We start from the raw sequence: 21,234 nt of genomic DNA on the forward strand, positions 1-21,234 counted from the left end.
CGAAGGCAGCCTCCCGATCCAAGAACCGCGTCTTAGAAAACGCCCCAATTCATGAGGCCCTTTCTAAGACAGGTTCGGCTGGACCCGGATTTCTCCGGGCCCAGCCAAATTTCCGACGCATCAGCGATGCGCCATTGGACTGACTTAGGCCAGTTCGACCTCGGCGCCAGCTGCTTCCAGCTTGCCTTTGATCTCTTCGGCTTCGGCTTTGTCCACGCCTTCTTTGATCTTGCCGCCAGCTTCGACCAGCTCTTTGGCTTCTTTCAGGCCCAGACCGGTGATGCCGCGAACTTCTTTGATCACGTTGATTTTCGAAGCGCCGGCGTTCTTCAGAACGACGTCGAATTCGGTTTTCTCTTCCTCGGCTGCGCCACCGGCGTCGCCGCCAGCTGCGACCATTACGGCGCCGCCAGCTGCGGGCTCGATGCCGTATTCGTCTTTGAGGATGGTTTTCAGTTCTTGTGCTTCCAGCAGGGTCAGACCCACGATGCTTTCTGCGAGTGCTTTCAGATCAGCCATTGTATTAGCTCTTTCCGTTTTACAGTGTGTGTTCCAACGTCAGGGTGTTTCCCCTACGCAGATCATTCAGTGCCAACCGCTTACGCAGCTTCCGCCTTCTCTTCGATGGTGGAAAGGATGCTTGCGATGTTGCTTGCAGGTGCGCCAATTGCACCGGCGATGTTCGAAGCAGGCGCGCCGATACAGCCCACGATCGAAGCAATAAGCTCTTCACGCGACGGCATTTTCGACACGGCTGTAACACCAGCCCGGTCCAGAGCGTTCTCGCCCATTGCACCGCCAAGGATTTCGAACTTTTGGTTCTCTTTGGCGAAGTCCTCGGCTACCTTGGCTGCTGCCACGGGATCCTCGGAATAGGTCAGAACGGTCATACCCGTCAGCAGGTCACCAATGCTTTCACATGGCTTTCCGTCGAGGGCGATTTTGGCGAGCCTGTTCTTGGCAACACGCACGGAGCCACCCGCGTCACGAGCACGTGCGCGAAGGTCCTGCATCTCGGCAACTGTCAGACCGGCGTAGTGGGCAACCACTACGACGCCAGAGCTTTCGAAGATTTGGCCGAGTTCCTCGACCACTTTCTCTTTCTGGGCTCTATCCACAGTTCTCTCCAAGTTTGGGGCGATCACTCACCCCGGCTCATATTTGCCGCGGCATACGCCCCGGCGTTCAGGTCCGTTGTTACGGGATTTGGCCAAAATGCGCCCGAGGATCGCGACCCTCAGAATTCTTTGGTCTTACCCGTCTCAGGCAGGAGATTAAGGGGCCGAATGGCACCACCCACCGTCTTGGACGAAACGAAATAAAGCGCACGACGAATCGCACGCTTTACTCCGCACGTCTTATTAGGGCAGTTGGGTGGGGTTTCCAAGGGGTAAAATGCGAATTTACCCAACCCGGATCAACCCCTGTTCCAACCCACCAAAGCCTGCCCAACTGCGCGGTTTCAATAACGTTTTCCGTTGGTCGCGACCAAAACGGAATTCTTGCCGTTGACACGCAAAACGCACTGCGGTCCAGTCCGGGGAAAGGCACAATACCAAGGACATGGCCCGTTGGCTGCTTCCCTCCCGCTCTCGGATCAAGAACAAGACCGGGTCACCGCGTATATAGATGAATTTTCCAACGCGGTCCTGCGCGCGCCCGTGACACAATATGACTGTATCTATCGGTCACACGCATTCGCAGAGTCGCGGACCGTTCTGGCCCTGCGCTCAGCCGCCGGATCCTTTGCCCTCAAGATCGACACCGAGTCTCCGGCAACAGGGCGGCTGAAAGACGAATTCCAGTTACTAATGGACCTGTCCCGATACTTTGCAGGCACAGATTCTTCCCGCGTCGTGCAGCCTGTCTATTTGTCCCCCGGAGGCGCCTTTCTGGTCACCGAATTCATCGACCGCCCCACCGCTGTCGATCTGATCTATAACAGCAAAGACGATAACCAGGTGGCACAGGTCTATCGGCGGGCGGGATCTTGGCTCAGCGATTTTCACAGCCGCCTGGCACCCGTCAATTATGGGTTCCGCCCGAAATGGATGATTGACAGCATATGCGATCTTGCAGCCGCAGTCCCGGATGACATCGCACGAAAAAGCCGAAAAATGATTGATGCGATGGTGACCGAAGGCGAACGCCTCAAGGGGATTGAGGACCTGCGGGTTTCTTCGCATGGCGACTTTCACGGGCAGAACCTGATCATGGGACAAGGCAAAATCTACGGCCTGGATTTTACCGAGGTTTGCGAAAAACTCGCCGTCTACGATATCGTTGACTTTCTCAAGGCTGATATCTTTCGGGATGGCGACCCCAACGCAGTGGACCGGAGCGGCATTCTGCGGCGAAACAAGCAGATGTTCCTGCGCCGCTACCGCCTGCCGATTGACACGGATATCCTCGATTTCTGCATTCGCGGCCGCCTGTTGAAAGACTGGCTGGACTATTGGCGCGCCGACTTTACCTGCAGCGCGTTCGAGGAATTCCGGCGCACGCGGTTGGAAATGCGCCTGGATATCGCCTTCAATACTCCAGATTAGGTTTTGAAATGCAAAAGCCCGAGCAGCTTGCACTGCCCGGGCTTAATTCTTTTGCGTCGCGTTAAGGCTTATTCGCCCGCAGCGGCCGCCACATCCAGAGTCACGCCCGGGCCCATGGTCGAGCTCAGCGCGATTTTCTTCATGTAGGTGCCTTTGGCGCCCGACGGCTTGGCCTTCGCCACAGCCGAAACGAAAGCACGGACGTTTTCAACCAGCTTGGCTTCGTCGAACGACGCTTTGCCAACGCCAGCGTGCACGACGCCGCCTTTTTCCGCCTTGAACTGAACTTCACCGCCCTTGGCTGCTTCCACGGCCGCTTTCACGTCCATGGTCACGGTGCCAACCTTGGGGTTCGGCATCAGGTTACGGGGGCCCAGAACTTTACCCAGACGGCCAACGATCGGCATCATGTCCGGGGTGGCAATGCAGCGATCGAATTCGATGGTGCCGCCCTGAATGGTTTCCATCAGGTCTTCTGCGCCAACGATATCCGCGCCTGCTTCTTTCGCTTCGTCCGCCTTGGGGCCACGAGCAAAAACAGCGACGCGCATCGCTTTGCCGGTGCCGTTGGGCAGGCCGACAACGCCACGAACCATCTGGTCTGCGTGACGGGTGTCAACGCCCAGGTTCAGAGCGATTTCGATGGTCTCGTCGAATTTCGAGGTCGCGTTGCCTTTTACCAGGGCAACAGCTTCTTCGATCGACAGGTTTTCCTTGCCAGCGACAGCTTCGCGCGCGGCGCGGGTGCGTTTACCAAGTTTTGCCATCTTACTTCACCTCGATGCCCATGGAGCGGGCCGAGCCCAGGATGATCTGCATTGCGCCTTCGACGTCGTTGGCGTTCAGATCTTTCATTTTGGCTTCGGCGATTTCGCGAACCTGCTTGGAGGTCACGGTGGCCACGGTCTCACGACCGGGGTTCTCGGCACCACGGGGGCGGTTACGCTTACCAACCGGCTTCAGACCAGCCGCTTTTTTCAGGTAGTAAGACGCGGGCGGCGTCTTGATGTCCATGGTGAAGGACTTGTCCTGATAATAGGTGATCACGGTCGGGCACGGCGCGCCGGGCTCCATGTCTGCGGTCTTGGCGTTGAACGCCTTGCAGAATTCCATGATGTTGATGCCGCGCTGACCCAGCGCCGGACCAACTGGCGGCGAGGGGTTCGCCTGACCTGCAGGAACCTGCAGTTTCATTGTACCAGCAAGCTTCTTGGCCATTTGGTTTTCCTTTCAACTAAGGCAGGACGCGTCCCACCCGGTTTATGTTGCGTGGTCCGGTCCGGGATCGCGATCCCAGCAACCTCCCACGAGAGAATCTCGCCCGAAGACGATAGAGGCGGCGTTTATAGGGGAATGGTGGAGTTGGCAAGGGGTCTAAACCCAACCCGAATTGGGCTTTCGCTCTGAAAGTTTATGCAAGGTCGCGGCAGGTGCGACGGCAGCGATATGTCCAAGACTAAGTAAACTTGCCAGACGTATTCAAAAATTGCGAACCTTGGATAAGACGAATCTGTACGTTTGTTCGACAAAATCGTTGAGGGAGGACCTTTTATGACGCTTTCCAGAAATATTGTGCCTGCAATTGCGCTGGGTGCTGGACTTATTGCTGCAACCACGATGATCGCCGTTGCGCAGAACAAGGAACCTTCGGAATGGTCCAGAACCGAACCTTACCCGAACCAAACCGTTTACTATCCCGGAACCGAAACTCTGGGCCCTGATGAAATGCGAGTCATCGCATGTGGAACCGGAATGCCCCAACCACGTCTCAAGCAGGCTGCGGCGTGTTTTCTTGTTGAACTGGGCAACGGTGAAAAATTCATCTTTGATATGGGCGAAGGCTCGTATGAGCGCATCATGGCACTTGGGATTCCCCTGGATCAACTGGACAAGGTATTTCTGGGCCACTTGCATCTTGATCACGCAGGCGATTTTCCAGCCTTCTACTTTACCGGCCCCGTAAACAACCGTTTGACGCCCGTTCGCCTTTGGGGACCTGAGGGGATCAAGCCCGAATGGGGAACGAAATCTTGGGCAGACCATATGATGAAGATGTGGGCCTGGGAGGAAGCAACCAGGGGCGCGGCGGTTGATCCACGTGGATTGCAACTAGAGGTAAATGAATTCGACTGGAAAGCTGTCAACAACGTCATCTTTGACGAGAACGGCGTTCAAGTTCGAACTCTGCCCGCCATTCATGGTGAACAATCGGTTAGCTTTCTTTTGGAATGGAATGGTCTCAAATTTGCGTTTTCGTCCGACACGCTGCCAACGCGATGGTGGAGGGAGCATGCCAATGGTGTTGATCTTGCCGTCCACGAATGCTTCACCCCACCGGAGTTCATGATCGAAAAATATGGTTTTGAACCTTCGGAAGCCATATTCGTGGGCTCGCAAGGGCACACCGCTGCGCAGGCGTTCGGCAAGATCATGTCAGAAACCGAGCCCCGGTTGGCAGTCTGCTATCACTTCCAAAACGATCACGACATTGCGTTGGCCGTCTATTCGGCAATTCGAGAAACTTACGACGGCCCATTGGACTTGGCCGCCGACTTTATGACTTGGAACGTAACAAAGGATAGCATTCGAACACGCCAAGGCGTGCCCAACGAAGAATCCTTCCCTGCCCCGGTTCAGATGGCAAAGCAGCCACCTGACTCTGCGGCAGAGTTTCCGTTTTCTGACTTTGATCTTGAAAGTATCGACCTCGGTGCCGCGCAAGCGACAAATGACATGATCGAAGCCTTCAACGAACGCACAGGCAACAGCGAGGTTGGCGCGTATACCAGCCTTCCTTTCAAGGAATAAGAGGCTGATTGGTCCTGTCTAAGCTCTGCCTCAGCCTTTCTGGGGTTTCGGCTTTGAGACGTAGGAGAATACAAAAACACCGCGCCGTCTGAGATGGCGCGGTGTTTTAGAAATTCGCGAAGCGTTAACTTAACTCTGCTTCGTAACCTGCGTGAAATCCAGTTCGACCGGGGTCTCGCGACCAAAGATCGAGACCGAGACCTTCAGCTTCTGGTTCTCGTCGTCCACGCCTTCGACCATGCCGTCGAAATCTTCGAACGGGCCGTCGTTGACTTTGACTTTCTCTCCGACCTCGAAGCTGATCATCAGCTTGGGCGCTTCTTCGCCTTCCTGAACGCGGTTCAGGATCTGGTTCACCTCGGCGTCGCGCATCGGCATCGGGCGTCCCTGCGGGCCCAGAAAGCCGGTGACACGGTTGATCGAGTTCACAAGGTGATAGCCTTGATCCGACATCTCCATATGCACCAGCACGTAACCGGGCATAAAGCGGCGCTCGGTCGTGACCTTCTTGCCGCGGCGCACTTCGATCACCTCTTCGGTGGGCACCAGTACTTCGTCGATATCGTCCTCAAGGCCCTGTTCAGCCACCGACGTGCGGATCTGCTCTGCGATCTTCTTTTCGAAATTCGAAAGAACGCTGACCGAGTACCACCGTTTCGCCATGAACCTGTCGTCCTTGTTTACTTTCGGCGCATCCAATCAACCAGACGCGTCCGTCATTGAAATTCCATCACGTGACCCGGAATAAAAAGCGGCGCGCAGCCCGAATCGCCGCACGCCCATTCCGAATAGTCCCGCGTCACTACTCTGACATCGCGCGCGGTGCAAGGGGCAAGCGGCGTTTCCGCACGCCCGAACGGGTTTACCCGAACGCGCCTAGGATCAGTTGCAGACCGCCGCGAATGCCCAGATCGACCAGCGCAAAGAACACGGCGGTCAGGGCCGCCATGATGAACACCATGACCGTGGTCAGCAGGACCTCACGGCGCGTCGGCCAGACGACCTTTGCAACCTCGGCGCGGACTTGCTGAATGAACTGGATCGGGTTTGTGGTTGCCATTTGGCTTGGATCTCTCTGCTAGCGGATGGGCCGGACATAACCGGGCATTGCGGCAATTTCAAGGGCTGTCAGGGCTTGGGCTTGTCGTCCCATTCATCGCTGAGGATGCGTCGCGCATCGCCTTCGGGGTCGTCATACTGGTTGGACCGCACCGTGTAGACAAATGCGACCAGTCCAACCCCGCCCAGAAACAGGGAAATCGGTATCAGATAGGCCAGAACTTCCATCGCTTTACCTTACACGCAGCGCGTTCAGAGACACGGTGATCGACGAGGTCGACATCGCCAGCGCCGCAATCAGGGGTGTGGCCAGACCCGCCACCGCAAGCGGCACCGCGATGATATTATAGACAGTCGCGATGCGAAAGTTCTCGCGAATCCGCTTCGTCGCTTTGATCGCCGTGTCACAGGCGTCAGAGATCGGCGACAGGTCATTGCCCAGCAGGACGATATCGGATGTCACCCGCGCCGCATCCAAAGCCGAGGCCGGAGAGATCGACACATGCGCCGCCGCCAGCGCCGCCGTGTCGTTCAACCCGTCGCCCACCATCAGCACGTGATGGCCCTGCTCGCGCAGCACCTCGACATGCTTGGCCTTATCCTGCGGCAGAGCCTGCGCGATCCATTTCTGGATGCCCAGCTTATCCGCCAGCGCCTGAACCGCGCCTTGGGTATCGCCGGAAATCAGGATGATCTCTTTGCCTGCATCGCGGAACGCTTGCACCGCCTCGGCAGCGCCGGGGCGCAGGCTGTCCGAGAACAGGAAAGCCACGGGTGCCTGCCCTGCGATGGAGAACCACGCGGCGGTCTGGTCGCCTGCCTCGCCGCCGGTCCATGCCGCCCGCCCAAGGCGGACGCGTTGGCCGTGGTAAGTGCCTTCGGTGCCGTAACCCGGAACCTCGGTGATGTCTTTCAACGTGGCGGGTTTGATCCCCGCCTCACGCGCGGCCTGTGTCAAGGCGACGGACAAAGGGTGCGAGGACGCTTCGGCCAAAGCCAGCGCAATCTCAAGATCCGCGCGGGAATGATCGCCCAGGTTGGTCAGCTCGGGTGTGCCAGAAGTCAGCGTACCGGTTTTGTCGAAGACGACCGTATCCACCTCGGCCAGGCGCTCCAGTGCGGTGGAATGTTTGATCAGCATCCCCTGGCGGAACAACCGCCCCGAGGCCGCCGTGGTCACCGCAGGCACCGCCAGACCCAACGCACAGGGGCAGGTGATGATCAGCACGGCGGCGGCGATGTTCAGCGCCGTCCGCACGTCGCCGGAGTAGATATACCATCCCACAAAGCTGAGCGCCGACAGGATATGCACACCGGGCGCGTAAAGCTTGGCCGCCTTGTCCGCCAGCGAGGTGTAGCGCGACCGGCCAGATTCAGCGATGGCCACCAGATCTGCCATACGGTGCAGCGAGGTATCCTCCCCCACTGCCGTCGCGCGAATGGTCAGGGGACCGGTCAGGTTGACCTCACCTGCGCTGACCGCCGCGCCCGCTTCGGCAAAGACCGGCAGGGTTTCCCCGGTCAGCAGGGACCGGTCCAGTTCGGACTGGCCCGAGACAATTTCTCCATCCACAGGCATCCGCCCACCGGGGCGGACAAGGATCAGGTCGCCGACGTTCAGTGTGGCAACGGCGACTTCTTCCTCGACCCCGTCCACCACGCAGATGGCGCGGGGGACTTCCAGCGCGGTCAATTCCTCAGCCGCAGATCGCGCGGCGGCGCGTGTGCGATAATCCAGATAACGCCCGGCCAGCAGGAAGAAGGTCAGCGTCAGTGCGGCGTCGAAATAGGCGTGCTTACCGCTGAGCGCGGTTTCCCAAAGCGACGTAACCAGCGCCAGCAAGATCGCCAGCACGATCGGCACGTCCATGTTCAGACGGCGCACCCGCAAAGCCGACCACGCATTCGCAAAGAAGGGCTGCGCAGAGAACGCAATCGCAGGCAGCGCAATCGCCGCGGAAATCCAGTGAAACATGTCCCGTGTCGCGTCCGCTGCCCCCGACCAGACCGAGACCGACAGCAACATCACGTTCATCGACGCAAACCCGGCCACCGCCAGCCGCATCAGCAGGTCGCGTCCCGCCTTGTCCGCTTGCGTCGCAGACAGCGCACCGGGGTCCAGCTCATGCGCTTCATAGCCCGCGTTTTCCAGAACCGGGATCAGGTCAGCCGCAGACAAAACCGGTGCCGCTTTGACCATCGCGCGTTTCAGGGTCAGGTTGACGCGCGCAACTTCCACGCCGGGATGGGCATTCAGTTCCCGCTCGACCGTAGCGATACAGGCCGAGCAATGGATGCCCGGCAGCGACAGTGCAATCTGCACATCTTCCGGGATCGGGCGCGCGGGTTCCGCAGGGCTTGCAATGCAACCCGGACAGGCGACCGTGCCAGATGAAAGCTGCGCCGTCATTGCCTATCCCTTTACATACAGCGGCACGCGCTGAGCGAACTCAGCCCCGCTGCGATCTTTTGCGACCAAACGGATGTTCCAGTTTCCCTTGCCCAGCGACGCGGGCGTTGCATACGCCGTGCCATCAAAGGTGAAATCCGGCGAGAAATCTTCCTTTACATGCGTGGCCCGTCCAACGACGGCCTGCAACTCGGCCACTTCGACTGGCGCACCGGTCTGGTCTGAAATGTGCAGGATCAAAAGCCCACCAGACAATTCAGCACGGATATCCCATCCCAGCGCCTGATGCTCCTGCAGGCGTTCGTTAAACTCCTGACTGGCGACGTAAGAGTTCTTGACCTCAAGCCCCGGAAAAGTCTTCACCGCGCTGTAGGCCAGCACAAGGTTTACCGCGATGATCACGCCAAATGCGGCCACAAAGACGGCCAGGGCATGTTTGCCGGTGAATTTACGTTCGGCCATGTTCAGTTCCCTTGCCCGTTAAAGGTGGTGTCCTTGTAGGCACGCTCTCCGCTTTGCAGGTCTTCGACCCAGATGCGCACCGGGGTAACGTCGGTCGACGCCGGGCCGGTTCCACCAGAGGCCACGATATAGACGCGCGTCAATTGTGCCGTATCCGCAGCGACAATGACAGTGTCACCGTCATTGCCCTCGATCTGAACCTGAAGGGCCGGGTCCCCCGTCAGCGTCAGCTTGAACGGCCGTTCTTCGCCATGTTTGTTGCGCAGGCGCACGTCATAGGTGTTGCGGATCGTACCGTCGGACAGGGTCACAAAGGTCGGGTTCCGAACGGGCGCCACGGTCAGATCAATATCGGGCCGTATGAACAGCGCAAACAACAGCGCAAAGCCGACCGCAGCCCACATCCCTGTATACATGATCGTCCGGGGACGCAGAATATGCTTCCAGACGTTCCGAGGCGGCTTGCCCGCGCGCTCGTTGGTTTCATCGCTCAGCGCCATATAGTCGATCAGGCCGCGCGGTTTGCCGATCTTGGCCATCATGTCATCACAGGCGTCGATGCAAAGCGCACAGGTGATGCATTCAAGTTGCTGCCCGTCGCGGATATCGATCCCAACCGGGCAGACATTCACGCAGGCCATGCAGTCGATGCAATCCCCCAACTCGGACTCAGCAGTACGCTTGCCCTTACCGCGTGGCTCACCCCGCCATTCGCGGTAGCCTACGACCAGAGTATCCTCGTCCATCATCGCCGCCTGAATACGCGGCCAGGGGCAGGCATAGATACAGATCTGTTCGCGCGCGAAGCCACCAAACAGGAAGGTCGTGCCGGTCAGGATCAGCATCGTGGTATAGGCCACCGGGTGTGCATTGCCGGTCACCAGATCACGCAGAAGCGTCGGCGCGTCGGCGAAATAGAACACCCATGCCCCACCGGTCGCCAAACCGATCAGCAGCCAGACGGTCCACTTCGTCACGCGCAGCCGCGCCTTGCGGAAGTCCAGCTTCTCTTGCCGGTGCAGACGCAGGCGCGCGTTTCGATCACCCTCAATCCAGCGCTCGACCAGAATATACAGGTCTGTCCAAACCGTCTGTGGACAGGCATAGCCGCACCAGACACGGCCCAATGCCGAGGTGAACAGGAACAACCCCAACCCGGCCATGATCAATAGACCTGCAACGAAATAGAACTCGTGCGGCCAAATTTCGATCCAGAAGAAATAGAAACGGCGATTGGCCAGATCCAGCAGCACCGCCTGATCCGGCAGGCTTGGCCCACGGTCCCATCTGATCCACGGCGTCACGTAGTAGATGCCCAGCGTGACAGCCATGATGATCCATTTCAGGTTACGAAATGGCCCGGATACACGCCGGGGAAAAATGGGCTCCCTTGCGGCGTATAAGCTGGGGGCGGGGTCGGAATCGCTCACGGGCTGGCTCCAGATGTGGCTATGTTTTTCGCGTCTTGTCCCAGATCACAAAGGTAGTCTCTTTGACATGGGTCAAAAGCGCATCGTACAGACACCTTTTGTCACAGCACCGCGGACTGCGCCCGAAGCCAACGGACAAAGGTCTTGGCAGCCGGGCGAAGTGGGAAATCACCCGTTACAATATGATAACCGCTATTTTCCGGCTCGCAAAACAGTTCCACAAGCTGCCCCGACGCGATGTCGGCCCCGACAAAATGACGCGCCGTGACAGTTACGCCCTGACCGGCGCGCAACGCGTCCAGCATAAGATTTCCGGGCAAGGCGATCCGCCCTGCACGCGGACCGTGTTCGACGCCGTGCCGCGCCAGCCAGGTTGTGGCTTCGGTGGTCCCCAACTCTTCCAACCACGGGAGCTGGCTTAATTCCTGCGGCGTCCAATCGGACCGGTCCCCAAGCAAGTTCCGCGCCGCGACGATCACGATGGGGCTGCTCAGCAGCAAGTCCGAGGCAATGCCGGACCAATCTCCGCCACCGTAACGTATCGCCACGTCCACACCTCCGGGGCTTGGATTGACGAGTTTCGGCGTCGGGTCCAGGGCCAGAGGAATGTTCGGGAATTCAGCTTGAAAGGCAGGCAGGCGCGGCATCAGCCAGGACGCTGCGAAAGAGGGCGTCAGCGAAACATGGACGGGACGGTCCTGATCTGTTTGCGTCAGGTCCGCAATGGCTGCTCCGATTGCGCCAAACCCCAGCCGGACCGCGCGTGCCAGCGTTTCACCCTCGGGGGTCAGGGTCATGGATTTTCCTGACCGATCCAGCAACGAAACGCCCAGGTGCCTCTCCAAAACCCGCAACTGCTGACTGATAGCTGCGTGGCTGACATTCAACGCAGCACCAGCTTGGACAATATTCTCAGCCTCGGCAAAGGCCGAAAATGCCCGAAGCGAGGCCAGGGGTGGCATTTTCATCCAGTTCATCTGTAAGCCCTGCTTACACAATCGAATTGTAATTGAGTCGCATTTTTCGGCCGGAAGTTCAATCTTTTCTGCATGCACAAACCGGAAAGGAGAGGCAAAATGCTCTCAATCCTTGCAAGAAGCTTCATGATCGCTACTCAAACCAGAGATCGCAGTGAACGTATCGACAAACCCCGCGTAGGGTCGCGGTCAAAGCAGTGGCCCGCACATGATCATTGGAAAAGAAAAAGCCCAGCGCACGAAAAGGTGCATCTGGACTGCATTATTCGCGACTAGTAATCTGGAAAATTAGCACCGGCTGTTCAGGAAACGCGCGAACAGATGGAACAGCCGGTGCCTCAACCTTCGGGCGGCGAACCGTCCGAAGGTATTCTTCAAACCTTACTGACCGCCACCCAACTGGTGGACATAGGCAGTCACGGCGCGAATCTGCGCCTCGGTCAGACGGTTTTCCCAGGCGGGCATGACACCGAAGCGGCTGTAAGTGACCGTCTCGATCAGAGCTTCCTCGCTGCCGCCATAGAGCCAGATCGCGTCGGTCAAGCTCGGCGCACCCTGTAATACGTCACCCGTGCCGTCTTCACCGTGACACGCAGCACAGTTGTCCTCGAAAACAACCTTGCCCGCCTGCGCCGCCGCGTCATCCGTCTGAGCGTTGCTCAGAGACATGACGTACTGAACCACCTGCGTGATCTCTTCTTTCTCGAGAATCTCGCCAAAGGCCGGCATCTCGGAATAGCGCGCATCGTCGCTTTCCTCGTTCCGAATGCCGTGGGCAATAGTGAACTCGATATCTTCGAGCGTACCGCCCCACAGCCACGCGTCATCCAGCAGGTTCGGGAAGCCGGGTGCGCCCTGCGCACCGGAACCATGGCACTGTGCACACCAGGTGCGGAACACCGCGCCACCCGAGTTTACCGCGAATTGCTGCAACTCAGGATCCTTCGAGATGTCCTCAAGCGGCGTTTCCACCAGCTTGGCGTTCCAGGGCGCGTTGGCCTCCTGGAAGGCAACCATCTCTTCCTGCACCAGCGCACGTGAGGACCAGCCAAGAACGCCAGCGGTCGCTGATTGCACCAACGGCCACGCCGGATACATGATCGTATAAATCACGCCCCAGATAATCGTGACGTAGAAAGTCCACAGCCACCAGCGGGGCATCGGGTTGTCAAATTCTTCGAGACCGTCCCAGCTGTGACCGGTTGTCTTCGGATCACCCGGCAGTTTTTCAGGTGTCTTGCTCATGGCCGCGCCTCCTTGGGTGTGGCGGGATTGTCGCCCCCTAGGGGCGCAGCTTTGTCGTCGCCCCGGAGGGGCACTGGTGCGTCTGCGTGCCGGAAGGGGATGTTGGCGGTGTCTTTGTATTCCTTGCTGGCACCCGGGCGGAAAACCCAGAGCACGATGCCAACAAAGAAGACAAACAACAGCAGCAACATCCAGCTATCCGCGAACTGCCTGAGGATTGTGTATTCTTCCATCACACCCTCCTTTAGCGGCTCGGATCCGGGGTGAAGGTCGAGAAATCGACCAGCGTTCCCAGCATCTGCAGATAAGCGATCAGCGCGTCGGCTTCGGTCAGTTCAGGTTGACCATCGAAGTTGCGCACGTTGACCTTGTCACCATACCGCTCGAGCAGTCCGTCATAATCGCTGTCCGGATCGGCTTGCGCACGGAAGTCCGCCTCGGCGTTGGCCAGCATTTCTTCGGTATAGGGCGTGCCCACGACCGCGTTTGCAGCCATGATGTCGCCGATATACTTGCCGTCCAGCTTGCGGTGCTCGAGGAAGCCATATTTGGGCATGACCGATTCCGGCACCACCGATTGTGCATCACGCAGATGGTCCACGTGCCACTGGTCCGAGTAACGGCCACCCACACGGGCCAGATCAGGCCCGGTGCGTTTCGATCCCCATTGGAACGGGTGGTCATACATCGACTCAGCCGCCAGCGAGTAGTGGCCATAGCGCTCGACCTCGTCCCGCATCGGGCGGATCATCTGGCTGTGGCAGACATAGCAGCCTTCGCGCAGATAGATTTCACGACCCGCCATTTCGAGAGGGGTGTAGGGACGCATGCCCTCCACCTTCTCGATCGTGTTCTCAAGGTAGAACAGCGGGGTGATCTGAACGATGCCACCGATGGTCACGACCAGAAAGCTGAACACCAGTAGGAGGGTCGCGTTGGTCTCGAGGATCTTATGTTTGTCGAGAATTGCCATTGCTCCGGCCCTCCTTATTCAGCCGGGACCGCGACGGACAGGCTGGCTTCTTTAGCCGGTGCCTTCCGCACTGTCATCCACAGGTTGTAGCACATGATCAAGCCGCCCGCGACGTAGAGCACACCGCCCAGCGCACGCACCACATACATCGGGAACTTTGCAGCCACGGTGTCAGCGAACGAGTTCACCAGGAAGCCGTTGGCATCCACTTCACGCCACATCAGGCCTTCCATGATACCGGTGACCCACATCGACGCGGCATACAGAACGATACCGATCGTGGCGAGCCAGAAGTGCCAGCTGACCATCTGCAGCGAATACAGACGCTCACGCTTCCACAGGACAGGCACCAGGAAGTACAGCGCACCAAAGGTGATCATACCATTCCAGCCCAACGCGCCCGAGTGCACGTGACCAATGGTCCAGTCGGTATAGTGAGACAGGCTGTTCACAGCACGGATCGACATCATCGGACCTTCAAAAGTGGACATGCCGTAGAAGCCGACCGAGATGACCATCATACGGATGATCGGGTCGGTGCGCAGCTTGTCCCATGCACCCGAGAGCGTCATCAGACCGTTGATCATACCACCCCAGGACGGCATCCATAGGACGACCGAGAACACCATGCCCAGCGTCGAAGCCCAGTCAGGCAGCGCGGTATAGTGCAGGTGGTGCGGACCGGCCCAGATGTACAGGAAGATCAGCGCCCAGAAGTGGATGATCGACAGCTTGTAGCTGAAAACCGGACGTTCCGCCTGTTTGGGGATGAAGTAATACATCATGCCCAGGAAGCCCGCAGTCAGGAAGAAGCCCACAGCGTTGTGGCCGTACCACCACTGGATCATGGCGTCTTGCACGCCCGACCAGACGATGACCGATTTCGATCCCCAGATGCTGACCGGGATGGTCAGGTTGTTGACCACGTGCAGCATAGCGACGGTGACGATAAAGGCCAGGTAGAACCAGTTGGCCACGTAAATATGCGGCTCTTTCCGTTTCACGACCGTGCCGAGGAAAACGGCCAGATACGCAACCCAGACGATGGTCAGCCACAGGTCAACATACCATTCGGGTTCGGCGTATTCCTTGGACTGTGTACCACCCAGAACATAGCCGGTCGCGGCCAGGACGATGAACAGCTGATACCCCCAGAACACGAACCACGCCAGGTTGCCGCCCCACAGACGCGCGGCGCTGGTGCGCTGCACCACGTAGAACGAGGTTGCGATCAAAGCGTTGCCGCCAAAGGCAAAAATCACCGCAGATGTATGCAGTGGACGCAACCGGCCAAAGTTCAGATAGCCCTGCGCCCATTCGAAATTCAGCGCGGGAAAGGCCAATTGAAAGGCGATGAATGTTCCGGCGATGAACCCGATCACGCCCCAGAAGGCAGTCGCGATCACGCCATAGCGGATCACGCCGTCCATATACTCGGCCGAGCGGTCCACGAGGATATCTGGCTCATCGGTGTTTCTAAGCGTCCAGATGAACAATCCGCCGGCGATCAGCATCACCAGAATTGCATGCACCTGATACGCCAAATCGCGTGCATAATTGGTCCCGATCGCGGCAAAAACCACGATAAGACCAAGCACGATCAGCTTGATGTAATTTGACATATTGCGTCCCTTTGCCATGCTCTGCGCGATTCTCTTATATCGCAGAACCTTTTTGACTGGCTGCTCTTTTGTCGGACAGCCGCTTAAACTGCTTTGATCTGTGTCAAGACAGGAGGTCGAATACTATGACAATCCTAAAGAAACGACTGAGCTGGAAAGTCGCAGGTAGCGACGGCACGAAGGTAAGAGGTCAACAATGGCTTACAAATCTCTTCTCACTGTAATGACGGATACCGAACAATCAAATGCGGCCCTCTCGCAGATGGCGGCACTTGCATTGGCACAAGACGCCCATGCCGAGGCATTGTGCCTGGGCGTGGATCGTAGTCAGACAGGGTATTACTATGCAGGCGCAAACGCCCTGATCTTGCAGGAAACACTGAGCCGCGCCAACGCGGAATCCGAAGACGTGCTGGAATATGCCAACACGTTTCTGGGGAAGTCCGGTGTTCGGTGGTCGGCTGAAAGCGGCGTGGCGCAGATTGCCGATATCGGACGTCATGTCGCCCATCGCGCGCGGTTCTCGGATCTGGTTGTTCTGCCCCAGCCCTATGGCGAAGACCGGGGCGCCGAATGTGAACCCATCGTCGAAGCCGCCATGTTCGAGGGACACGCGCCCGTTCTCATCACCCCGGAAAACGCGCAGCCGTTCGAACGGCCGGGCACGATTCTGATCGGTTGGAACGAAAGCGTTGAGGCCATGCGCGCCATTCGTCGCGCCCTACCCTTCCTGAAACAGGCCGAGCTTGTGCGGATCGTCGTGATCGACCCGCCGCGCCACGGGCCGGACCGGTCCGATCCGGGCGGCTTGTTGTCGCAAATGCTGGCTCGGCACGGGGTGAAGTGTGAAATCGACGTGCTCAGCAAAACCATGACGCGTGTATCAGACATCCTGAATCGCCATGCCTCGGACACCGAAGCCGACATGATCGTCATGGGCGCCTACGGTCATTCGCGGTTCCGAGAGGCTATTCTGGGCGGTGCAACGCGAAACATGCTGGAACAATCTTCCGTTCCCGTGTTCTTGGCGCATTGAAGCCAGCCTAAAAAAACCGCCCCAAGGGGCGGTTTTTTTACCCTCGTCTTACAAGGCCAATCAGGAACAGCAGAATGACTGCGCCCACCGTGGCAAAGAAAATCGACGAGAACACGCCACCTCCGACCGAAAAGCCAAGCGCCGGAAAAATCGTTCCCGCCAGAAACGCTCCGACAACTCCGACGATGATGTTTCCAAACAGGCCGAAACCCCGGCCTTCCATGATCTTGCCGGAAAGCCAACCGGCAATGGCACCGATGAAGATCATGGCCAGTAGGCTGCTGAATTCCATGGTTTACTCCTGAACTGATTGAACTCAGGCCACTAAACCACGACTGCCGCGTCAGGTCACGTCAGACCAGAAATCCGCCGTCTGAATCGTCGCCAGCTTCTTCCATCAGACGCCCCATATCGGGGATAGTCACGTGACGCTTGCCCTCAAGGGTAATGACGCCGTCCCGTTTCAACGCCGAAATCTGACGGCTGACCGTTTCCAGTGTCAAACCAAGGTAATCCGCCATCGCCTCGCGGGTCAGCGGCAGATCAAAGACGATCGGATCGGCATTCCCCTCTTGGCTGATCGAAGCATCCCGGCGCGCGATGATGGACAGCAGGCTGGCGATTTTTTCGCGGGCAGTTTTACGCCCCAGCACCAGCATCCATTCGCGGGCCGCATCCAGTTCATCCAGCGTCATCTGCAACAGGCGATGAGCGATATGCGGGGTTTCGTTCATCATCTCTTCGAAGGGTTTCTTGCGAAAGCAACACATCACCAGATCGGTCGTGGCTTGCACGTCGTAAGGTGCCGAATCGCGGCCGGGACGACCCACAAAATCGCTGGGCAGCAAAAGTCCGACCATCTGAGTACGGCCGTCTTCCATCGTTTGGGTCAAAGACGCGATACCCGACACGACCGAGCCCACGAAATTCATCTGATCCCCGGACCACAGGATCGTCTGGCCCGCCTCGAAGCTGCGGTAATACTTAATACCTTCAAGCTCTTCCAGCTCATGGGCGTCGCAATGCGCGCACACTGCCCGGTGTCGAATCGGGCAGTCGGCACAATTGGTATGGTCGATCTTGAACATCGGTGTCATGCGCGTTTCCACTTGATCTCTATCAAGGTTTATTTGCGAGCCGTCCTCTAACGGTATCGGCATGATAGTTAAACCACAACTGGCACAGCTTGGACTATTTGACGCGAAAGTACCGCGTTACACAAGCTATCCAACCGCCCCCCACTTCAACAATGACGTGGGGGAAAATCGCTATGGCGACTGGATTTCCCAGATCAAACCCGGCAGCGCCATCTCTTTGTACATCCACGTTCCGTTCTGTCGCAGGCTCTGCTGGTTCTGTGCCTGCCGCACGCAAGGCACCCAAACCGACAATCCGGTCATTGCCTATGTGGACGTGCTGAAAGCCGAACTGGATCTGCTGGCCGCGCGCCTTCCCCAAGGGGTGACTCTGTCGCGCCTGCATTGGGGCGGCGGCACGCCCACATTGCTGAACCCGGACCTGATGCGCGATCTCGCGGCTCATATTCTGGATGTGGTTCCCTTGGGCGCTGACGCAGAATTCTCGGTAGAGATCGACCCGAACGAAATTGACGAGAACCGGCTGGATGCGCTGGCCGAGGCGGGTATGAACCGGGCGTCGATCGGGGTTCAGGACTTCGACGATGAAATCCAGAAAACCATTGGCCGGATTCAAAGCTATGACACCACGCGCAACGCGGTTGAGATGATCCGCGCACGCGGGATCTCCAGCCTGAACGCAGACATTCTGTTCGGCCTGCCACATCAGACCAAAACGCGAATGACCGAAAGCGTGCAAAAGCTTCTGTCTCTCAGCCCGGATCGTGTGGCGCTTTATGGATACGCCCATGTGCCATGGATGGCCAAGCGACAGCAGCTGATCCCGTCGGATGCTCTGCCCACGCCGGAACAGCGGCTGGACCTTTTCGACACGGCTCGTCGCCTTTTCATGTGGGACAATTACGCGGAAATCGGAATTGACCACTTTGCTACGCAGGATGACGGCCTGACCCATGCCTTGAAAGCTGGGCGGCTCAAGCGAAATTTCCAGGGGTATACCGACGATCAGGCCGAAGTGTTGATCGGTGTCGGGGCGAGTTCCATCTCGCGCTTTCCGCAGGGCTACGCCCAGAACGCACCCGCAACGTCGGCCCACACGAAAGCGATCCGCGAGGGGCGCTTCTCGACGTCCCGAGGGCATATGTTCAAAGGGCAGGACGTGCTGCGCTCGCGCCTGATCGAGGCCTTGATGTGCGACTTCCAGATCAATTCGGCCGAAATCCTGCGCGATCACGATGTCACAGCCGCTGAACTGAATCAGATGTACCAAACGGCCAATGCCGCGTTCGACAACCTGCTGCGCGTTTCGGATGAAGGGTTGTTTATTCCACCCGAGGCCCGCCCGCTGACCCGGATGATTGCCCGCAGTTTCGACGCCTATGACCTCAGCAAGGCAGGGCACAGCTCGGCGATCTGATGTCTCGCGTTTGGGCAGGCTCTGCGGGCTGCCACCGTGACATTCGCGCAGGGGCTTGACGCAGGTATCTGATTTTCTCCACACTCGGGGTGTGCGATCCGCACCCTGAGGCAGGTGAATTCGCAGACAGTTCTTGCCGACGCATCCGCGTGGGACGGCCCTTTTCGTGCAGGTATTACTGCAACCTGAAAGAGGGACAGCACTCATGCGCGTTTTCACCGTCCTCGGCCCCAGTCAGTCGGGCAAGACAACCCTGGTCGAGGCCATTAGCCGCCTCGACGGTCGACCCACCACATTCGACGTATCCGGAACCGTGCATCTGCACGGTTTTTCTTATTTGGGCGAGCAATGGTGCGCCGTTGACGTCGATGGCGGCGGGGATAACCTGGGCTATGTCGGCCCGGCCATGGCCATTTCCGATGCGGCAGTTGTGGTTGTGCCCCCGGACCCGGACGCCGCCGTTCTGTGCGCCCCTTACCTGAGGTTGGTGGAAGAGGCCGGGATTCCCTGCTTTCTGTTCATCAACCGGATGGACAGCCCAAACGGGCGCATTCGGGACATCATCGCGGCGCTACAGACCTATTGCGTTCATCACATCGCGTTGCGGCAAGTCCCCATCCGGGAAGGAGACTCAATCGTTGGCGCGGTCGATCTGATCTCAGAGCGGGCCTGGAAATACCAGGAGGGGAAACCGTCCAATCTGATCGAGTTGCCCCAATCTGTGGAAGACCGTGAACAAGAAGCCCGAACCGAGCTTTTAGAAACTCTGTCCGACTTTGACGACAACCTGCTCGAACAACTGATCGAAGACAAACAGCCCCCCAGCGCCGAGATTTATGACCTTGCTGCGCAGGTGTTGCAGAACCATCAGCTTATCCCCGCCTGTCTGGGCTCCGCCAGCCATGGAAACGGCCTGACGCGCCTGATGAAAGCCTTGCGGCACGAAGCGCCAGAGTTTGATATCGCAGCCGGTCGCGACGAGGCCGCCGAAAACGCGCGGGCGATCGCCGGTTTTGCCGATGTGAAAAAACATATCGGCAAGATCATTGTCCTTCGCGGACTGGGAGACGGCGTAAAAGCTCATGAGCCTTTGGGAGGTGAAACCGTTGGCAATCTCACGGGACTGGATGCAAAAACCCAGATCGACAAGCTGGGCGCGGGTCAGATCGGTTTGGCGGTCAAGTCTGATCACCTGAACCCCGGTAATCTCTATGACAGCAAAGAAGCCGCACCCCTGCCCGAGTGGGCCTTGTCCCATCCAGCGGCCCATCGTCAAGTGGTCTCACCCGCGCACGAGCGCGATGATGTGCGATTGTCCAATGCCCTGACCCGACTGGTCGAGATTGACCCCGGCCTGCACATGGAGCAGGACGAACTTAGCGGTCATTCAGTTCTGGGGTCACAGGGGCCGCAGCATATGCGCCGCGTCAGCGCGAAATTGGCCGAGGATTTCGGGATCGAAATCCTCACCGATCCGGTAGAAACCGCATATCGGGAAACCATTCGCACGCCGATTGAGCATCGGCACCGCCATCGCAAACAGTCCGGCGGGGCCGGGCAATTCGCCGATGTCGTCATCTCGGTCGCGCCCATGCCGCGCGGATCGGGCTTCCAGTTCGAAGAGGTGGTCAAGGGCGGCGCAGTGCCGCGCAACTATATCCCCTCGGTCGAACATGGGGCCAAGGACGCGCTTGAACAGGGCCCCGAGGGGTTCCCGGTTGTCGATGTGAAAATCACGCTAAGCGACGGCAAGCATCACAACGTGGACAGCTCGGATTATGCTTTCCGCACCGCTGGAAAAAACGCTGTGCGCGAGGCGCTGCCACAGGCCAAGCCCGTGGTGTTGCAACCGATCCTGATCGCCGAGATCCATCTGCCATCGGATTTCGTGGGCGATCTGGTGCCCACGATCAGTTCGCTTCAAGGTCAGGTTCTGGGTTTTGAGGGCAATCCCAACGCGTCAGGGTGGGAGATTTTCAACGCGCAGCTTCCGGCAGTTGCCGAGGATGAACTGCACCGCAGTCTGGCCAGCGCCACACGCGGCACCGGCTGGGTCAAGCTGAGCTTTGATCATTATGAAGAACTGCGCGGCCCGGTACCAAAACCGGTGGCTAAGGAAAAAGCCAGCGCCTGAGCAAATTGTAGGGCG

The 21,234-nt window shown here is 58.4% G+C and carries 22 protein-coding genes; 5 read left to right on the top strand and 17 right to left on the bottom strand.

Going from position 1 to position 21,234, the window contains the following annotated elements; all coding sequences use genetic code 11:
- Positions 1–144 precede the first annotated feature (144 nt).
- Positions 145–519: a 50S ribosomal protein L7/L12 gene (gene rplL / locus ACR0MS_RS13765; protein ID WP_170385945.1), complete on the bottom strand. Its 375-nt coding sequence runs from the start codon at positions 517–519 to the stop codon at positions 145–147.
- 80 nt (positions 520–599) lie between these two features.
- Complete coding sequence (rplJ, locus tag ACR0MS_RS13770; protein ID WP_170385948.1) at positions 600–1,118, bottom strand: 50S ribosomal protein L10; 519 nt, start codon at positions 1,116–1,118, stop codon at positions 600–602.
- 453 nt (positions 1,119–1,571) lie between these two features.
- On the opposite strand from rplJ, the gene ACR0MS_RS13775 reads away from it, so the two are divergent.
- On the top strand, positions 1,572–2,549 hold the full coding sequence (locus ACR0MS_RS13775; RefSeq protein WP_480577737.1) for a phosphotransferase: 978 nt from the start codon (positions 1,572–1,574) through the stop codon (positions 2,547–2,549).
- Positions 2,550–2,617: 68 nt separating this feature from the next.
- Here the strand turns inward: ACR0MS_RS13775 and rplA are convergent, their stop codons facing one another.
- On the bottom strand, positions 2,618–3,316 hold the full coding sequence (gene rplA, locus ACR0MS_RS13780) for a 50S ribosomal protein L1 (RefSeq protein ID WP_171124308.1): 699 nt from the start codon (positions 3,314–3,316) through the stop codon (positions 2,618–2,620).
- A 1-nt stretch (position 3,317) separates the two neighbouring features.
- Positions 3,318–3,767: a 50S ribosomal protein L11 gene (gene rplK, locus ACR0MS_RS13785; protein ID WP_010440985.1), complete on the bottom strand. Its 450-nt coding sequence runs from the start codon at positions 3,765–3,767 to the stop codon at positions 3,318–3,320.
- 333 nt (positions 3,768–4,100) lie between these two features.
- Here rplK and gntH point away from each other — a divergent pair, with 333 nt between their 5' ends.
- Entirely contained in the window at positions 4,101–5,357 is a 1,257-nt protein-coding gene (gene gntH / locus ACR0MS_RS13790; RefSeq protein WP_480577740.1) for a guanitoxin biosynthesis MBL fold metallo-hydrolase GntH, read from the top strand.
- 129 nt (positions 5,358–5,486) lie between these two features.
- Here the strand turns inward: gntH and nusG are convergent, their stop codons facing one another.
- The 11 genes from nusG to ccoN all read right to left on the bottom strand — a co-directional run bounded on the left by nusG (position 5,487) and on the right by ccoN (position 15,535).
- Positions 5,487–6,020 carry a transcription termination/antitermination protein NusG gene (gene nusG / locus ACR0MS_RS13795; protein WP_170415591.1) on the bottom strand — a complete coding sequence of 178 codons (534 nt, stop codon included), beginning with the start codon at positions 6,018–6,020 and terminating at the stop codon, positions 5,487–5,489.
- A 199-nt stretch (positions 6,021–6,219) separates the two neighbouring features.
- Positions 6,220–6,417 (bottom strand): preprotein translocase subunit SecE, encoded by a 198-nt coding sequence (gene secE, locus ACR0MS_RS13800; protein ID WP_171124314.1) that lies wholly within the window; start codon positions 6,415–6,417, stop codon positions 6,220–6,222.
- A 68-nt stretch (positions 6,418–6,485) separates the two neighbouring features.
- Positions 6,486–6,644 carry a cbb3-type cytochrome oxidase assembly protein CcoS gene (gene ccoS, locus ACR0MS_RS13805; RefSeq protein WP_170355309.1) on the bottom strand — a complete coding sequence of 53 codons (159 nt, stop codon included), beginning with the start codon at positions 6,642–6,644 and terminating at the stop codon, positions 6,486–6,488.
- Between the two features lie 4 nt (positions 6,645–6,648).
- Positions 6,649–8,826: a heavy metal translocating P-type ATPase gene (locus ACR0MS_RS13810; protein WP_480577743.1), complete on the bottom strand. Its 2,178-nt coding sequence runs from the start codon at positions 8,824–8,826 to the stop codon at positions 6,649–6,651.
- Positions 8,827–8,829: 3 nt separating this feature from the next.
- Positions 8,830–9,288: a FixH family protein gene (locus ACR0MS_RS13815; protein ID WP_480577746.1), complete on the bottom strand. Its 459-nt coding sequence runs from the start codon at positions 9,286–9,288 to the stop codon at positions 8,830–8,832.
- A 2-nt stretch (positions 9,289–9,290) separates the two neighbouring features.
- Complete coding sequence (gene ccoG / locus ACR0MS_RS13820; RefSeq protein WP_480577749.1) at positions 9,291–10,718, bottom strand: cytochrome c oxidase accessory protein CcoG; 1,428 nt, start codon at positions 10,716–10,718, stop codon at positions 9,291–9,293.
- Positions 10,719–10,819: 101 nt separating this feature from the next.
- Positions 10,820–11,695 carry a LysR family transcriptional regulator gene (locus tag ACR0MS_RS13825; RefSeq protein ID WP_480577752.1) on the bottom strand — a complete coding sequence of 292 codons (876 nt, stop codon included), beginning with the start codon at positions 11,693–11,695 and terminating at the stop codon, positions 10,820–10,822.
- A gap of 381 nt (positions 11,696–12,076) precedes the next feature.
- The gene (gene ccoP / locus ACR0MS_RS13830) at positions 12,077–12,940 is read right to left on the bottom strand and encodes a cytochrome-c oxidase, cbb3-type subunit III (RefSeq protein WP_480577755.1); all 864 of its coding nucleotides are present in this window, start codon (positions 12,938–12,940) and stop codon (positions 12,077–12,079) included.
- The gene (locus ACR0MS_RS13835; RefSeq protein WP_480577758.1) at positions 12,937–13,173 is read right to left on the bottom strand and encodes a cbb3-type cytochrome c oxidase subunit 3; all 237 of its coding nucleotides are present in this window, start codon (positions 13,171–13,173) and stop codon (positions 12,937–12,939) included. Before ACR0MS_RS13835 ends, ccoP begins: the two co-directional genes overlap by 4 nt.
- Positions 13,174–13,184: 11 nt before the next feature.
- Entirely contained in the window at positions 13,185–13,913 is a 729-nt protein-coding gene (gene ccoO, locus ACR0MS_RS13840; protein WP_480577761.1) for a cytochrome-c oxidase, cbb3-type subunit II, read from the bottom strand.
- A 14-nt stretch (positions 13,914–13,927) separates the two neighbouring features.
- Positions 13,928–15,535, bottom strand: coding sequence for a cytochrome-c oxidase, cbb3-type subunit I (ccoN, locus tag ACR0MS_RS13845; protein ID WP_480577764.1), 1,608 nt, complete (start codon positions 15,533–15,535; stop codon positions 13,928–13,930).
- Positions 15,536–15,731: 196 nt separating this feature from the next.
- Here ccoN and ACR0MS_RS13850 point away from each other — a divergent pair, with 196 nt between their 5' ends.
- A complete protein-coding gene (locus ACR0MS_RS13850; protein ID WP_480577767.1) occupies positions 15,732–16,571 on the top strand; it encodes a universal stress protein in 840 nt (279 codons plus the stop codon).
- Positions 16,572–16,608: 37 nt separating this feature from the next.
- Here ACR0MS_RS13850 and ACR0MS_RS13855 read toward each other — a convergent pair whose 3' ends face one another.
- Positions 16,609–16,863, bottom strand: coding sequence for a GlsB/YeaQ/YmgE family stress response membrane protein (locus tag ACR0MS_RS13855; RefSeq protein WP_480577770.1), 255 nt, complete (start codon positions 16,861–16,863; stop codon positions 16,609–16,611).
- A gap of 61 nt (positions 16,864–16,924) precedes the next feature.
- Positions 16,925–17,668: a transcriptional regulator FnrL gene (gene fnrL / locus ACR0MS_RS13860; protein ID WP_480577773.1), complete on the bottom strand. Its 744-nt coding sequence runs from the start codon at positions 17,666–17,668 to the stop codon at positions 16,925–16,927.
- Between the two features lie 61 nt (positions 17,669–17,729).
- Here fnrL and hemN point away from each other — a divergent pair, with 61 nt between their 5' ends.
- Entirely contained in the window at positions 17,730–19,085 is a 1,356-nt protein-coding gene (gene hemN, locus ACR0MS_RS13865) for an oxygen-independent coproporphyrinogen III oxidase (RefSeq protein WP_480577777.1), read from the top strand.
- Positions 19,086–19,290: 205 nt separating this feature from the next.
- Entirely contained in the window at positions 19,291–21,219 is a 1,929-nt protein-coding gene (locus ACR0MS_RS13870; protein ID WP_480577780.1) for an elongation factor G, read from the top strand.
- Positions 21,220–21,234: the final 15 nt, after the last annotated feature.

The organism is Ruegeria sp. CJ2 (assembly GCF_056536745.1).

Coding starts and splice junctions, on each gene's coding strand:
- rplL (WP_170385945.1), bottom strand. CDS start 519: ATGGCTGATCTGAAAGCACTCGCAGAAAGCATCGTGGGTCTGACCCTG.
- rplA (WP_171124308.1), bottom strand. CDS start 3,316: ATGGCAAAACTTGGTAAACGCACCCGCGCCGCGCGCGAAGCTGTCGCT.
- rplK (WP_010440985.1), bottom strand. CDS start 3,767: ATGGCCAAGAAGCTTGCTGGTACAATGAAACTGCAGGTTCCTGCAGGT.
- gntH (WP_480577740.1), top strand. CDS start 4,101: ATGACGCTTTCCAGAAATATTGTGCCTGCAATTGCGCTGGGTGCTGGA.
- nusG (WP_170415591.1), bottom strand. CDS start 6,020: ATGGCGAAACGGTGGTACTCGGTCAGCGTTCTTTCGAATTTCGAAAAG.
- secE (WP_171124314.1), bottom strand. CDS start 6,417: ATGGCAACCACAAACCCGATCCAGTTCATTCAGCAAGTCCGCGCCGAG.
- ccoS (WP_170355309.1), bottom strand. CDS start 6,644: ATGGAAGTTCTGGCCTATCTGATACCGATTTCCCTGTTTCTGGGCGGG.
- ACR0MS_RS13810 (WP_480577743.1), bottom strand. CDS start 8,826: ATGACGGCGCAGCTTTCATCTGGCACGGTCGCCTGTCCGGGTTGCATT.
- ACR0MS_RS13815 (WP_480577746.1), bottom strand. CDS start 9,288: ATGGCCGAACGTAAATTCACCGGCAAACATGCCCTGGCCGTCTTTGTG.
- ACR0MS_RS13825 (WP_480577752.1), bottom strand. CDS start 11,695: ATGAACTGGATGAAAATGCCACCCCTGGCCTCGCTTCGGGCATTTTCG.
- ccoP (WP_480577755.1), bottom strand. CDS start 12,940: ATGAGCAAGACACCTGAAAAACTGCCGGGTGATCCGAAGACAACCGGT.
- ACR0MS_RS13835 (WP_480577758.1), bottom strand. CDS start 13,173: ATGGAAGAATACACAATCCTCAGGCAGTTCGCGGATAGCTGGATGTTG.
- ccoO (WP_480577761.1), bottom strand. CDS start 13,913: ATGGCAATTCTCGACAAACATAAGATCCTCGAGACCAACGCGACCCTC.
- ccoN (WP_480577764.1), bottom strand. CDS start 15,535: ATGTCAAATTACATCAAGCTGATCGTGCTTGGTCTTATCGTGGTTTTT.
- ACR0MS_RS13850 (WP_480577767.1), top strand. CDS start 15,732: ATGGCTTACAAATCTCTTCTCACTGTAATGACGGATACCGAACAATCA.
- ACR0MS_RS13855 (WP_480577770.1), bottom strand. CDS start 16,863: ATGGAATTCAGCAGCCTACTGGCCATGATCTTCATCGGTGCCATTGCC.
- fnrL (WP_480577773.1), bottom strand. CDS start 17,668: ATGACACCGATGTTCAAGATCGACCATACCAATTGTGCCGACTGCCCG.
- hemN (WP_480577777.1), top strand. CDS start 17,730: ATGATAGTTAAACCACAACTGGCACAGCTTGGACTATTTGACGCGAAA.
- ACR0MS_RS13870 (WP_480577780.1), top strand. CDS start 19,291: ATGCGCGTTTTCACCGTCCTCGGCCCCAGTCAGTCGGGCAAGACAACC.